This window comes from Duganella sp. 1411 (assembly GCF_017833525.1).
Taxonomy (GTDB): Bacteria; Pseudomonadota; Gammaproteobacteria; order Burkholderiales; family Burkholderiaceae_D; genus Rugamonas.
In genome coordinates, this window is sequence record NZ_JAFICD010000002.1 from 41,902 (window position 1) to 56,518 (window position 14,617).

The following is a 14,617-nucleotide window of genomic DNA, read 5'->3' on the forward strand; positions in this document are numbered from 1 at the left end:
TCGGCGTCGCCGCCACGGCGGCGCGCCCCGGCCGCCGGCCAACCACCCGTAACCGTTAAAGCTGCGTCGCCCTTATTGTGTCTTTAGTCTTAGCCAAATCGATTCCCAAGCCCGGTCACCGCTTCGCCCTGCCCACGCTGCACGGCTCCTCGGACGCCTACGCGCTCGCGCTCACCGCGCTCGAACTGAAGTCGCAGGGCCGCATGCTGGCCGTGGTGGTGGCCAACGCCGGCGACGCCCAGCGCCTGCGCGACGAGATCCCCTGGTTCGGCGGCGACCAGCTGCGCTGCCACCTGCTGCCCGATTGGGAAACGCTGCCCTACGACGCCTTCTCGCCGCACCAGGACCTGGTGTCCGAGCGCCTGGCCACCTTGCACGAGATCTCCAGCGGCCAGTGCGACGTGATGCTGGTGCCGGCCACCACGGCGCTGGTGCGCATGGCGCCGCCGTCGTTCCTGGCGGCCTACACCTTCTTCTTCAAAAAAGGCGAAGCGCTCGACGAGGCGCGCCTGAAGTCGCAACTGACGCTGGCCGGCTACACCCACGTGACGCAGGTGATGTCGCCGGGCGAATACTCGGTGCGCGGCGGCCTGATCGACCTGTTCCCGATGGGCTCCGCCCTGCCCTACCGGCTCGACCTGTTCGGCGACACCATCGAGACCATCCGCACCTTCGACGCCGACACCCAGCGCTCGCTGTACCCGGTGGCCGAGGTGCGCCTGCTGCCGGGGCGCGAGTTCCCGATGGACGAGGCGGCGCGCACCACCTTCCGCAGCCGCTGGCGCGAACAGTTCGAGGGCGACCCATCGCGCTCGGTGGTCTACAAGGACATCAGCAGCGGCATCGCCTCGGCCGGCATCGAATACTACCTGCCGCTGTTCTTCGAGGACACCGCCACCCTGTTCGACTACCTGCCGCAGGGCGCCGCGCTGGCCCTGGTGGGCGACATCGACGCCGCCATCAAACGCTTCTGGACCGACACCGGCTCGCGCTACCGCTTCCTGCGCGCCGACCGCGAACGCCCGATCCTGGCGCCGGAGGCGTTGTTCCTGTCGGACGAGCAGTTCTTCACGCTGGCCAAGCCGTACGGCCGGCTGGTGATCTCGAAGGACGCCAAGGATGATAACCTCGGCGCCTCCGAGTTGTCGGCGCCGGTGCCCAACATCGCCGTCAACCGCCACAACGACGACCCGCTGGCCAATTTGCGGGCCTACCTGCTGCAGGCCGGACGCCGCGTGATGATCTGCGCCGAATCGAACGGCCGGCGCGAAACGCTGCAGCAGTACTTCACCGAATACGACCTGGCGCTGACGCCGGTCGAGGGCTTCGAGGGCTTCGCCACCTCCGGCGCCAAGCTGGCGCTGGGCGTGGCGCCGCTGCATGCCGGCTTCGAGCTGTCGACGCCGAACGAGAATTTGATCTTCATCACCGAGACCGAGCTGTATGCGGGCTCGGGCCGCCGCGTCGGCAAAAAGAAGCAGGAAGCCGTCACCCAGGTCGAGTCGATGGTGCGCGACCTGTCGGAGCTCAAGATCGGCGATCCGGTGGTGCACATCAACCACGGCATCGGGCGCTACATGGGCCTGACCAGCATGGACCTGGGCGAGGGCGAAACCGAATTCCTGCACCTGGAATACGCCAAGGACACCAAGCTGTATGTGCCGGTGTCGCAGCTGCACGTGATCTCGCGCTACTCGGGCGCCTCGCCGGAGGACGCGCCGCTGCATTCGCTCGGCTCGGGCCAGTGGGAAAAGGCCAAGCGCAAGGCCGCCGAGCAGGTGCGCGACACCGCCGCCGAGCTATTGAACCTGTACGCCCGCCGCGCGCTGCGCCAGGGCCATTCGTTCGAATATTCGGCGCACGACTACGAGCGCTTCGCCGACAGCTTCGGCTTCGACGAGACGCCCGACCAGCAGGAGGCGATCAACAACGTCATCAAGGATATGACCTCGGGCAAGCCGATGGACCGGCTGGTGTGCGGCGACGTCGGCTTCGGCAAGACCGAGGTAGCGCTGCGCGCGGCCTTCATCGCCGTCATGGGCGGCAAGCAGGTCGCCATCCTGGCGCCGACCACGCTGCTGGCCGAACAGCACGCGCAAACCTTCGCCGACCGCTTCGCCGACTGGCCGGTGCGCATCGCCGAAATGTCGCGCTTCCGCACCGGCAAGGAGATCACGCAGGCGATCAAGGGCATGGCCGACGGCACCCTCGACATCGTCATCGGCACCCACAAGCTGCTGTCGGACGACGTCAAGTTCACCCGTCTGGGCCTGGTCATCATCGACGAGGAGCACCGCTTCGGCGTGCGCCAGAAGGAGGCGCTCAAGTCGCTGCGCGCCGAGGTCGACGTGCTGACGCTGACGGCCACGCCGATCCCGCGCACCCTGGGCATGGCGCTCGAGGGGCTGCGCGACTTCTCCGTCATCGCCACCGCGCCGCAAAAGCGGCTGGCCATCAAAACCTTCGTGCGCAGCGAGGGCGAATCGATCATCCGCGAGGCCTGCCTGCGCGAGCTGAAACGCGGCGGGCAAGTGTATTTCCTGCACAACGAGGTCGAAACCATCCAGAACCGCATGGCGATGCTCACCGAGCTGCTGCCGGAGGCGCGCATCGCCGTCGCCCACGGCCAGATGCACGAGCGCGACCTGGAAAAAGTCATGCGCGACTTCGTGGCGCAGCGCTTCAACATCCTGCTGTGCACCACCATCATCGAAACCGGCATCGACGTGCCGACCGCCAACACCATCATCATGCACCGCGCCGACAAGTTCGGCCTGGCGCAGCTGCACCAGCTGCGCGGGCGCGTGGGCCGCTCGCATCACCAGGCCTACGCCTACCTGCTGGTGACGGACGTGCAGTCGCTGACCAAACAGGCGCAGCGTCGCCTCGACGCCATCCAGCAGATGGAGGAACTGGGCAGCGGCTTCTATCTCGCCATGCACGACCTGGAGATCCGCGGCGCCGGCGAGGTGCTCGGCGACAGCCAGTCCGGCGAGATGACGGAGATCGGCTTCCAGCTGTACTCGGACATGCTCAACGAGGCGGTGCGCTCGCTCAAGGCCGGCAAGGAGCCGGACCTGGCCGCGCCGCTGGCCACTACCACCGAGATCAACCTGCACGTGCCGGCGCTGCTACCGGCCGATTTCTGCGGCGACGTGCACGAACGGCTATCGATCTACAAGCGTATGGCCAACTGCAACAGCCAGGACAAGATCGACGACATGCAGGAGGAGATGATCGACCGCTTCGGCAAGCTGCCGGACGCGGTCAAGGCGCTGATCGAAACGCACCGCCTGCGCATCGCCGCCAAGACGGTGGGCATCGTCAAGATCGACGCCCACGGCGAGGCGGCCACGCTGCAGTTCATGGCCAAGCCGCCGATCGATCCGATGCGCATCATCGAACTGATACAAAAAAACCGCCAGATCAAGCTAAATGGTCAGGACAAACTCAAGATCACCGCCAACATGCCCGATCTCGCGGCGCGCGTGGCCCAGATCAAAGGCGCCATCAAACAGTTGACCGCTTGAGCCGGGCGTCGTACCTTGACCACTTAGCCCAAACAACGCTAAATCTATGAAAAACGTAAAAGACACCATGAACCTGGTTTTGCAGGGGATCGACGATTGCAAGGCCAGGCTGGAGCGCATCGCCGCCCTCACCGCGCCGAAAACCATCACTTGGCTCGGCGAGCGCGCGCTGCGCTGCGAGGGCATCACCTTCTCGCCGGCGCTGCGCCAAACCATCGAGGTGGCCGCCCAGGCCGCGCAACTGGACGCCACCTACTCCATCGGCATCCACAAGATGAGCGAATTCAAGCTGGTCGCCATGGATATGGATTCGACCCTGATCACCATCGAGTGCATCGACGAAATCGCCGACATGCAGGGTTTAAAGCCGCAGGTGTCCGAGATCACCGAGGCGGCCATGCGCGGCGAGCTCGATTTCGCCGAAAGCCTCAAGCGCCGCGTCGCGCTGCTCGAGGGACTGGACGCGTCGGCGCTCGAGCGCGTGTACGACGAACGGCTGCAGCTGTCGCCGGGCGCGGAGACCATGCTCGCGGCGGTGCGCCAGGCCGGGCTCAAAACGCTGCTGGTATCGGGCGGCTTCACCTTCTTCACGGAGCGGTTGAAAACCCGCCTGGGGCTGGACTACACCAACGCCAACGAGCTGGAAGTGGTGGACGGCAAACTGACCGGCAAGGTGATCGGCACCATCGTCGACGCCGAGGAAAAGAAGCGCACCGTCGAACGGGTGTGCGCCCAACTGGGCATCTCGCCGTCGCAGGCGATCGTCATGGGCGACGGCGCCAACGACCTGAAAATGATGGGCATTTCCGGCATGTCGGTGGCGTTCCGCGCCAAGCCGGTGGTGCGCGAGCAGGCCAACGTGGCGCTCAACTTCGTCGGCCTGGACGGCATCCTGCCACTGCTGACCTGAGCGTCGCCAATTGTATTCGTAGGGCGGATTAGCGCAGCGTAATCGGCCATGGCTGGGCCGTCGGCGGCTCATGCATGGCCGATTACGGCGTTCCGCCTAATCCGCCCTACGTGATTCCGCTCTCGGGCAAGAGCGCGTACATCGCCGCCGGCACCGCCACGCCGCGTATGACCAGGCGGTTGTGCAGGATGCCCTCGAAGCGCGCGCCGGCCTTCTCCGCCACCTTGCGGCTGCGCGTATTCTGCTCGGCCGCGACGATCTCCAATCGGGTCAGCCCGAGCTTCCCGAATCCATAAGCGGCCATCAGGCGCGCCGCGCGCGGCGCGATGCGCTCGCCCTGGCGCGATTGCCGCACCCAGAAACCCAGATTGGCGAAATCGTGCTCGCGGTTGATATGGTTGATGCCGATGCCGCCCAGGTACTCGCCGCCGGCGGCGTCGAAGATGCCCACGCTGTAGGCGCTGCCGTCCGCGCGGTCCTCTTCGCAGGTCCGCACCCAGTGCTCGGCGTCGGCCTCGGTGAAGGAGGCGTCGCACCACGGCAGCCAGACGCCGACGGTCGATACCGATTCCAGCGCGGCCCGCGCCAGCGCCGGCGCGTCCGCCATTAACAAAGGGCGCAGACAAAGGCCGTCACCGACGAGGGCCGCCATCCTACTTCTCCCTCAGGAAGGCGATCAAGCCATCGGAGGCGTCCTCGATATAGTCGAGCACCAGGTCGAAACCCCGGCCGCCGCCATAATACGGATCGGGGACGACGTCCGATGCGGCGCGGCTGGCGTGCGCCATGAACAGCCCCAGTTTATGCCGGTGTTGCGGCGGACAGGCCGCCTCCAGCAGGCGCAGATTGTCGTGGTCCATCGCCAGCACGTGGTCGAAGGCCTCGAAATCGGCCGCCGCCACCTTGCGCGAGCGCTGCGCCGACAGATCGTAGCCGCGCTTGGCCGCGTACTCCATCGACCGCGTGTCCGGCGGCTCGCCGACATGGTAGCCGTGCGTGCCGGCCGAGTCGATGATGAAGCGCCCGGCCAGGCCGGCCGCCTCGACCCGGTGACGAAACACCCCTTCCGCCGTCGGCGAGCGGCAGATATTGCCCATGCAGACAAACAGCACCGAAACAGCTTTACCCATGACGACACTCTAAAAAAAGATGGAAGCCGCCACTTTACGCCAGCGACGCGGGGAACGCCATCGCATTGCTATAATTAGCAGATGACCAACACCAATCCGCCTTCCCCGCGCGCCGAATACACCCGCCGCATGAACCGAGTGCTCAACCATATCGACCTGCATCTGGACCAGCCGCTGGACCTGCAACAGCTGGCCGGGGTGGCCAATTTCTCGCCCTTCCATTTTCACCGCGTGTTCGCCGCGTGGATGGGCGAAACGCTGGGCGATTATGCGCGCCGCCGCCGGCTCGAGAAGGCGGCCTTCCGCCTCGCCTGCAAGCCCGCGGAGTCGGTGCTGCAGACGGCGCTGGCCACCGGCTTCGGTTCCGGCGAGGCGTTCGCGCGCGCCTTCAAGCTCAAATTCGGCTGCACGCCCACCGAATGGCGGCGCGATACGCGCCAGCGCCTGGCCGCGCAGGCGCTGGCGGCGCCCGACCACGACGCCTGCGTCACGGTGCCGGACGGCTTCGACGCCGCCGGCTCGGCCGACCTGACCACCCTGCCCGGCGGCCGCTACGCCGTGGCCCGCTTCGAGGGCGAGCCGGCCGCCATCGCCAACGCCTGGACCTGGCTGACGCGCAACTGGCTGCCCGACAGCGGCCTGCTGTGCGACGACCGGCCCTGCTTCGAGATGTTCAGCCTCGACACCATGACCAACCCGGAAAACGGCCGGATCGTGTGCGATATCTGCATCCCGGTGCGGCCGCTGTAGGTCCGAACCGCCGGCCGGCATGTGTGCGGCGCCGCACGTTTGCCGGCCATCGCCGCCGTTTGCGCGCGATTTGTCCGCCCAAGCCGAATTGACGTTGTTATACTTTGAACCAGGTCCACCAACTTTAAAGGAAATACCATGTCGCAGGAACTGGTTCTGGATAGCCGCGTCGGCTCCGCAAAAACCACCGCATGGTGGCTCTACGTGATCCACGGCGTGAGCTTCGTCTTTTCGCTGGGGTTGTTCTCCGTGATCCCGCTGATCATCAACTACGTGCAGCGCCCCGGCACCGAGGGCACCTTCGTCCACAGCCACCACACCTGGATGATCCGTTCGTTCTGGTGGTACGTGGTCTGGATGGCGGTCGGCGGCGTGCTGTTCGCCACCATCATCGGCATCCCGGTCGCGTGGCTGGTGTTCGTCGGCGCCTGGGTCTGGAAAGCCTACCGCCTGATCGTCGGCTTCATCCGGCTGAACAACAACGAGGCGGCCGCCGTTTAGCCGTTCGACAGGCGCAGCGCCTGGCGCAGGCCTTCGACGATCACCTCGTAGGCCTGCTGGCGCGTGGCCTCGTCGGGCGCGCGCAGCACATACGACGGATGGTACACCGTCACCACCCAGCGGCCGTCGTGCTGCACCGGCGCGCCCATCACCGATTTCATCGTGACGGCGCCGTCCTGCAGCACCGATTTCAAGGCCGTGCTGCCCAGCGCCACCACCACATCGGGACGCACGCGCTCCAGCTCCTCCTCCAGCCATAGATGGCAGGCGGTGATCTCCTTTTGCGCGGGCGTCTTGTGCAGCCGGCGTTTGCCGCGCAACTCCCACTTGAAGTGCTTGACGGCGTTGGTCAAGTAGATGCTGTCGCGCTCCATGCCCGCCTGCGCCATCGCTTTTTCCAGCACCGCGCCGGCCGGGCCGACGAACGGCAAGCCCTGCAAATCCTCCTGATCGCCCGGCTGCTCGCCGACCAGCATGATGCGGGCCCGCTTCGGCCCGACGCCGGGCACCGCCTGCGTCGCGTTCTCCCACAGATCGCAGCGGCGGCATTGATCGAGCGTGGTCGGATGCTCGCGCTTCGGCTGCGCGCGCTCGGCGGCGATCGGGATCGTGGTCGCGCCACCGCGCCGGCCCACGGTGCCGGTCTGGCCGGTGCGCCGCTCGCCATTGGCCGCGGCGCTGACCATGACCGGCACGATCGCCCCTTCCGGCAGATTTTTCCAGAAGCGCGACGGAATATGGCTGCGCAGCAGATCGGCGTTCAGGCGCGCCGGGTTGAAGATGCTGCGGTAATAGGTCAGCCACAACGCCTCGCCGGCGTCGTCGATGTCGGCCGCGCTGCGCATCAGCGACGGCGCCTCGTGCAGCCGCTCGCCGTCCCACAGCACGGCTTTATCCGGCGTGGCGATCATCCACGTGACGTTGCCCATGCGGCGGGCGAAATGCCGCGCCACCTGCGGCAGCACCTCGTGGGTGGGTTCGAACCAGGCGACGAAACGCGGCGCGCCGTCCTCCTCCTTGCGCTCGCGGAAACGCACATACGCATGCATGTCATGCTCCTCCCGATGAACAGCCTTCACCATCCCGTGCAGCCGCGCGCCATCCGGATCGGCCGGCGAGATCACATCGTGTTCGCCCAGTTGCCAGCGCCAGACCACCTTGTACAGAAAAGCCCAGCGATCCGGTGCGCTGAAACAGGCGGCGCTGTCGAGTAGTTCCATCAACTGGCGCGGCAAGCGCAGGGTCGCTGGCGGTTCACCCCCGCCTGCCATCGCCGGCGCGCCCTCGCCACCGCTTAGGGGTCGTACCCCATCCGGGGTACGACCCCGATTGGCATCGCGGGCTGGCGTCGTGCCGGCTTCCTCGTCCGGTATGGCAGAGAACAAATCGCCGTCCTCCGGCTTAGATAGCCATTCTACGAATTCAGGCGCGACGCGGCGCGCGATTAGTCCGCGCGCGGCGTCGCGCCATTCCTCGAACGACGAGGCCACCCGCCGTATCATGCCGCCTGCAGTTCCGGCCAAAGATTCATCTGTTGCGGCGCGTCGGCCATGGCGCGGCGCAGATGTTCGGACGGGCCGGCGTCGTTGGACGGAAAATAATCGGCCGTGATGATGAAGGGCGAAATCTTCTTCATGCTGCAGCGCAGGCGCGACAAATCGGCGTAGCGGATTTGCCTCAGCCGCCGCAAGTCGATCAGCCGCTGCGCATTGCGCAGGCCGATGCCGGGGATGCGCGCGATCATGTGCGGCTCGGCGCGGTTCAGGTCCATCGGAAAATGCTCGCGGTGCTCCAGCGCCCAGGCCAGCTTGGGATCGATGTCGAGCGCCAGGTTACCGGTCGCCGGCAACAGCTCGTTGACCTGGAAGCCGTAACTGCGCAGCAGGAAATCGGCTTGGTACAGACGGTGCTCGCGCAGCATCGGCGGCGGCGCCAGCGGCACGCTTTTAGGGCTTTGCGGGATCGGGCTGAAGGCGGAGTAGTACACGCGTTTGAGCTTGTAGCTGCCGTACAACGTCTCCGCCGTGGTCAGTATCTGCTGGTCGTCGCTGGCGTCGGCGCCGACGATCATTTGCGTGCTTTGCCCGGCCGGTGCGAAGCGCGGCGACTTGGGCTCCTCGGCCTTTTCATCGAGCTTGCGGCGGATCGACCCCATCGCCAGCTTGATGGTATGGACGCTTTTTTCCGGCGCCAGCTTTTGCACGCTGTCCTGGGTGGGCAGCTCGATATTGACGCTCAAGCGGTCGGCATAGCGGCCGGCGGCGGCGATCAGCGCCGGATCGGCGTCGGGAATGGTCTTCAGATGGATATAGCCGCGGAACTGGTGCACCTCGCGCAGCTCGCGCGCGACCTGCACCAGCTGCTCCATCGTGTAGTCGGCCGACTGGATGATGCCGGAACTGAGAAACAAGCCGTCGATGTAATTGCGCAGGTAGAAATCGGTGGTCAATTTGACCACTTCGGCCACCGTGAAACGGGCGCGCGGCACGTTGGAAGTGCGTCGGTTGACGCAGTACTGGCAATCGTAAAGGCAGTAATTGGTCAGCAGGACCTTGAGCAGGGAGACGCAGCGCCCGTCCGGCGTGTAGCTGTGGCAGATGCCCATGCCGGTGGTGGCGCCGAAACCGTCCTTGCCGATGGAATGGCGTTTGGGCGCGCCGCTGCTGGCGCAGGACGCGTCGTATTTGGCGGCATCCGCCAGGATCTCCAGCTTGTCCGTCAACTCCATGGTCGCCTCAATCTTTTAACACTGTATAAAGATACAGTATATCAATGATCGGCCGCAAAATGGCGTCCGGTGTGCGGTCTGTCCGGCTATTGACCCGGTATTACAACCACGTAGGGCGGATTAGGCGGAACGCCGTAATCCGCCATCGATGAGCCGCCGACGGAACATGCATGGCGGATTACGCTCCGCTAATCCGCCCTACGTAATTCAGAAAACTATCGCTTTTAACGCATCAATCAGCGCGGCGCATTCGGCGTCGGTGCCGATCGAGATCCGCAGGAACTGATCGATGCGCGCCTGCTTGAAATGCCGCACCAGGATGGCCCGCTCGCGCAGCGCCGCCGCGATGCCCGCGCCGTCATGCCGCGGATGGCGCGCGAAGATGAAGTTCGCCTGCGAGGGCAGCACCTCGAAGCCCAGTTCCACCATGCGCGCGGTCAGCCACGCACGGGTGGTGATGATGGCTTGCGACGTCCGCGCCATATGCGCCGCGTCTTCGATCGCCGCCACCGCCCCGGCCTGCGCCACCTGGCCCAGCGGATAGCAGTTGAAACTGTTCTTGACCCGCTCAAGCCCGGCGATCAGATCAGGGTGACCGACCGCGAAACCGACCCGCAGACCTGCCAGCGAGCGGGATTTGGACAGCGTCTGCACCACCAGCAGATTGTCGTAGCGGTCCAGCAGCGCGATGGCGCTGTCGGCGCCGAAGTCCACATAAGCCTCGTCGACGACGACCACCTGGTCCGGATGCGCGTCCAGCAGCGCTTCGATTTGGCTCAGCGGCAGCGCGATGCCGGTCGGCGCGTTCGGATTGGCGATGATGATCGCGCCGCACGGCTGCGCGTAGTCGGCCACGTCGATCTCGAACCGGACGTTCAGCGGCACCTGGACCGCCTCGATGCCATACAGGCTGCAATAGGTTGGATAGAAGCTGTAGCTGATATCCGGGCAAAGCAGCGGTTTGTCGTGCTTGAGCAGCGCGTGGAAGGTATGCGCCAGCACCTCGTCCGAGCTGTTGCCGACGAAAACCTGCTCGCGCGTCAGGCCGAAGCGCTTGGCCACGGCATCCTTGACCGTCGCGTTGGCCGGATCGGAGTACAGCCGCAGCGAGTCGCCCACGGCGGCCTGCATCGCCGCCACCGCCTTCGGCGACGGGCCGTACGGATTCTCGTTGGTGTTCAGTTTAATCAGGTTGGGCATGCGAACCTGCTCGCCCGGCGTGTACGGCGTCAGTTCATGAACGATGTCGCTCCAAAAACGGCTCACTGCATCTCTCCCATTGCGCGTTCGATATCCGCGATCAAATCATTGACGTCTTCGAGGCCGACGTTGAAGCGCACAAGTATACCTTGGTCGTTCCAGTCCTTGCGCATGTGCTGTATCCGATACGGCATCACCAGGCTGTTGGCGCCGCCCCAGCTGTAGCCGATTTTGAACAGTTGCAGCGCATCGACGAAGCGGTCGGTCTGCTGTTCGGTAAAGCGCGGATCGAACAGCACCGAGAACAAGCCCCCCGCCCCGCTGAAGTCACGTTTCCAGATGTCGTGGCCGGGACAATCGGCGAAGGCCGGATGCAATACCTTGGTGATTTCGGGACGCGCCTGCAGCCAGGCGGCCAGCTTGCGCGCGGCCGCGTCGTGGGCGTCGAAGCGCAAACGCATCGACGGCAGGCCGCGCAACACCAGATAGGCGTCGTCGGCGCCGACGCCCATGCCGAGCCGCATGTGCGCCATGCTCAAACGCTCGTTCAGCGCGGCGTCGCGCGTGATGACGGCGCCCATCAGCACATCCGAGCCGCCGGATTGATACTTGGTCAGCGCCTGCATGATGATGTCGACGCCCAGATCGAAGCCGCGCAGCGCCAGGCCGGCCGACCACGTGTTATCCAGCGCGACCAGCACCCCGCGCGCGTGCGCCGCCTGGCAGATGGCCGGCAGGTCCGGCACCTCCATCGATACGGAGCCCGGCGCCTCGGTCCAGATCAGCTTTGTGTTCGGCTGGATCAGCGCCGCGATGCCGGCGCCGATCAGCGGATCGTAATAGCGCGCGGTGATGCCGAAATCGGCCGACAGCCAGCGTCCCAGCTCGCGGTTGGGGTTATAGACGTTATCGGGCAACAGCACGTCGTCGCCGGCCTTGAGCACGGCGAAATCGACCATCGCGATCGCCGCCAGGCCGCTCGGCGCCAGCAGGCAGTGCTTGCCGTCCTCGATCTCGGCCAGGCGCGCCTCCAGCGTGAAGGTGGTCGGCGTGCCGTGCAACCCGTAGGTATAAGCGTTCTTCTCTTTCCAGTCGCCCGAGCGCATGGCGGCGACGTTCTTGAACAGCACCGTCGACGCGTGGTGGATCGCGCTCGGGAACGCGGCAAAGCCTTCCGGCGCCTGGTAATCGGAGTGTATCAATGCCGTCTGCGGGGATTTTTTGATCGTCATGTTTAAACCAAGTGAAAAAAAAGGCGGACCGCAACGGGCCCGCCTTCGTGATGATTACTGCGCCTCGCCCCACAGGTCGTGGGCGTCGGAGGTGGTGATCTTGACGTCGATGAACTGGCCGACCACCAGCTTCTTGTGCGGCTCGTACGGCGGCTTGACGTACACCACGCCGTCGATTTCCGGCGCGTCGGCGCTGGAGCGGCCGATGCCGCCGCTGCGGTTGACTTCATCGATCAACACGCGCACGGTCTTGCCGACTTTGGCCTTCAGGCGGTTCTTCGAGATCTCTTCCTGCAGCAGCATCACGCGGCCGCGGCGTTCTTCACGCAGTTCTTCCGGCACCGGATTGGCCAGTTCGTTGGCGGTGGCGCCTTCGACTGGCGAGTAGGCGAAGCAGCCCAGGCGGTCGATCTGCGCTTCCTTGAGGAAGTCCAGCAGGTATTCGAATTCGGCGTCGGTCTCGCCGGGGAAGCCGGCGATGAAGGTCGAGCGAATGGTCAGGTCCGGATTCATCTTGCGCCACGCCTGGATGCGGTCGAGGTTTTTCTCGCCGCTGGCCGGGCGCTTCATGCGCTTCAACACATCGGGATGCGCGTGCTGCATCGGGATATCCAGGTACGGCAGGATATGGCCGTCGCCCATCATCGGGATGACCTGGTCGACGTGCGGGTACGGATAAACGTAGTGCAGACGCACCCAGGCGCCGTACGACTTGGCCAGCTCGCCCAGCGCCTCGGTCAGTTGCGTCATGTGGGTCTTGATCGGACGGCCGTTCCAGAAGCCGGTGCGGAACTTGACATCGACGCCGTAGGCCGAGGTGTCCTGCGAGATGACCAGCAGTTCCTTGACGCCCGATTTAAACAGGTTTTCCGCCTCCAGCATCAGGTCCGCGATGGGACGCGACACCAGGTCGCCGCGCATCGATGGAATGATGCAGAAGCTGCAGCGGTGGTTGCAGCCTTCGGAGATTTTCAGGTAGGCGTAGTGCTTCGGCGTCAGCTTGATGCCCTGCGCCGGCACCAGGTCGATGAACGGCTCGTGCGGCTTCGGCAGGTGGAAGTGGACCGAGTCCATCACCTCGGCCAGCGCGTGCGGGCCTGTCACGGCCAGCACCTTCGGGTGCACCTTCATGATGATGTCGTCGCCGGCGGCGTCTTTTTTCGCGCCCAGGCAGCCGGTCACGATCACTTTGCCGTTTTCGGCCAGCGCCTCGCCGATGGCGTCGAGCGACTCCTGCACGGCGGCGTCGATGAAGCCGCAGGTGTTGACGATCACCAGATCGGCGCCATCGTACGACTTGGCCGTCTCGTAGCCTTCGGCACGCAGCTGGGTGAGGATCTGTTCGGAGTCGACCAGCGCCTTGGGGCAGCCGAGCGAGACGAAGCCGACCTTCGGTGCGGCACCCGTCACGGAGGTGCTGGCGGCGGCGGGCTGGGTGATACGGGAGAGTGGTTGCGATTGCATGATAGGTTGCCTGGGGTTGCTAAATGCGCCATGAAAATTACGAGCAATCGACGATTATACCCTATTCTCATAGGGAGATCATGCTAGGATAAGGCTTACCGATATACTTTACATAACTTCAGGAGAATGTGTGGCAACGCTGAAAGACGTCGCAATGCTCGCCGGCGTCGGCATGTCGACGGCATCGCGCGCCATCTCGGGCGCCGGCCCGGTGTCGGCCGAGTCGATGCGGAAGGTCCAGGCGGCGATCGAACAGCTCAACTTCCGCCCCTCGTCCATCGGCCGCTCGCTGTCGGCGCAATCGCTGGGCATCATCGGCATCTACGTACCGTCGTTCTTCGGCGCGTACTATGGCACCATCCTCAAACAGACCGACATCGAGCTGCGCGCCGTGCGCCGCCACGTGGTGGTGGCCACCGGCTGCGGCGACGGCACGCCGCGCGACGAGGCGATCGAAGCGGTCGAGTTTCTGATCGGGCGCGATTGCGACGGCATCGTCGTGCTGGGCCACGACCTGCACGACGAAGACATGCTGGCGCTGCGCAAAATGCAGCCGAAGCTGGCCTTCCTCAACCGCCACAGCGCGCAGTTCGAGGACGCCTCGTTCTGTCCCGACCACCGCCACGGCGGCGCGCTGGCGGCGCAAACCCTGCTGGAGGCCGGACATCGCCAACTGGCCGTCATCTCCGGCCCCGCCGCCACCTCCGACAACAAGGCCCGCATGGATGGCTTCTTCGACGAGCTGGCGCGCGGCGGCATCGAGCGCGCGTCGGTGCAGCTGATCGAGTCGGACTTCTCGCGCGAAGGCGGTTTCGGCGCCACCCAGCGACTGATCGACGCGCGGCGCCCGTTCACCGGTTTATTCTGCGCCAACGATGAAATGGCCGTGGGCGCCATGTCCTGCCTGCACCGCGCCGGCATCAGCGTGCCGCACGAGGTATCCATCGTCGGCTACGATGACGACTACTCGGCCGAATTCTCGTCGCCGGGCCTGACGTCGGTGCACATACCGATACGGGAGCTGACGCAGAACGCCGTGCGCTGGCTGCTCAACCAATGCTACAACACGCAGCACGCCATCACGCGCAAGTTCCCGGTCACGGTATCGATGCGGGGCTCCGTCAGCAAGCCGTCCATCGGCCCCACACGTTGAACACGTCTAAAACACGTAG

The 14,617-nt window shown here is 65.3% G+C and carries 12 protein-coding genes; 5 read left to right on the plus strand and 7 right to left on the minus strand.

What is annotated here, in order from left to right; translation table 11 throughout:
* The first annotated feature begins 77 nt into the window (after positions 1 to 77).
* Positions 78 to 3,530, plus strand: coding sequence for a transcription-repair coupling factor (gene mfd, locus JOD97_RS11990; RefSeq protein WP_209717606.1), 3,453 nt, complete (start codon positions 78 to 80; stop codon positions 3,528 to 3,530).
* Positions 3,531 to 3,597: 67 nt separating this feature from the next.
* Positions 3,598 to 4,440: a phosphoserine phosphatase SerB gene (gene serB / locus JOD97_RS11995; protein WP_209720264.1), complete on the plus strand. Its 843-nt coding sequence runs from the start codon at positions 3,598 to 3,600 to the stop codon at positions 4,438 to 4,440.
* A 106-nt stretch (positions 4,441 to 4,546) separates the two neighbouring features.
* On the opposite strand, the gene JOD97_RS12000 is transcribed toward serB, so the two are convergent.
* Together JOD97_RS12000 and JOD97_RS12005 are read right to left on the minus strand one after the other, a co-directional pair.
* A complete protein-coding gene (locus tag JOD97_RS12000) occupies positions 4,547 to 5,092 on the minus strand; it encodes a GNAT family N-acetyltransferase (RefSeq protein ID WP_209717609.1) in 546 nt (181 codons plus the stop codon).
* Position 5,093: 1 nt separating this feature from the next.
* A complete protein-coding gene (locus JOD97_RS12005; protein ID WP_209717614.1) occupies positions 5,094 to 5,570 on the minus strand; it encodes a low molecular weight protein-tyrosine-phosphatase in 477 nt (158 codons plus the stop codon).
* Between the two features lie 81 nt (positions 5,571 to 5,651).
* On the opposite strand from JOD97_RS12005, the gene JOD97_RS12010 reads away from it, so the two are divergent.
* Positions 5,652 to 6,320: a GyrI-like domain-containing protein gene (locus tag JOD97_RS12010; protein ID WP_209717616.1), complete on the plus strand. Its 669-nt coding sequence runs from the start codon at positions 5,652 to 5,654 to the stop codon at positions 6,318 to 6,320.
* Between the two features lie 138 nt (positions 6,321 to 6,458).
* On the plus strand, positions 6,459 to 6,821 hold the full coding sequence (locus tag JOD97_RS12015; protein WP_209717619.1) for a hypothetical protein: 363 nt from the start codon (positions 6,459 to 6,461) through the stop codon (positions 6,819 to 6,821).
* Here the strand turns inward: JOD97_RS12015 and JOD97_RS12020 are convergent.
* The 5 genes from JOD97_RS12020 to rimO all read right to left on the minus strand — a co-directional run bounded on the left by JOD97_RS12020 (position 6,818) and on the right by rimO (position 13,445).
* A complete protein-coding gene (locus JOD97_RS12020) occupies positions 6,818 to 8,323 on the minus strand; it encodes a UdgX family uracil-DNA binding protein (protein ID WP_209720267.1) in 1,506 nt (501 codons plus the stop codon). The genes JOD97_RS12015 and JOD97_RS12020 overlap by 4 nt on opposite strands.
* Positions 8,320 to 9,549, minus strand: coding sequence for a putative DNA modification/repair radical SAM protein (locus JOD97_RS12025; RefSeq protein WP_209717621.1), 1,230 nt, complete (start codon positions 9,547 to 9,549; stop codon positions 8,320 to 8,322). Before JOD97_RS12025 ends, JOD97_RS12020 begins: the two co-directional genes overlap by 4 nt.
* A 207-nt stretch (positions 9,550 to 9,756) precedes the next feature.
* Complete coding sequence (gene hisC / locus JOD97_RS12030) at positions 9,757 to 10,815, minus strand: histidinol-phosphate transaminase (protein ID WP_209717623.1); 1,059 nt, start codon at positions 10,813 to 10,815, stop codon at positions 9,757 to 9,759.
* Positions 10,812 to 11,981 (minus strand): cystathionine beta-lyase, encoded by a 1,170-nt coding sequence (locus JOD97_RS12035; RefSeq protein WP_209717626.1) that lies wholly within the window; start codon positions 11,979 to 11,981, stop codon positions 10,812 to 10,814. The genes hisC and JOD97_RS12035 overlap by 4 nt, the downstream gene beginning before the upstream one ends.
* A gap of 54 nt (positions 11,982 to 12,035) precedes the next feature.
* Positions 12,036 to 13,445 carry a 30S ribosomal protein S12 methylthiotransferase RimO gene (gene rimO / locus JOD97_RS12040; protein ID WP_229264406.1) on the minus strand — a complete coding sequence of 470 codons (1,410 nt, stop codon included), beginning with the start codon at positions 13,443 to 13,445 and terminating at the stop codon, positions 12,036 to 12,038.
* A 130-nt stretch (positions 13,446 to 13,575) separates the two neighbouring features.
* On the opposite strand from rimO, the gene JOD97_RS12045 reads away from it, so the two are divergent.
* The gene (locus tag JOD97_RS12045; protein WP_209717629.1) at positions 13,576 to 14,598 is read left to right on the plus strand and encodes a LacI family DNA-binding transcriptional regulator; all 1,023 of its coding nucleotides are present in this window, start codon (positions 13,576 to 13,578) and stop codon (positions 14,596 to 14,598) included.
* Positions 14,599 to 14,617 lie beyond the last annotated feature (19 nt).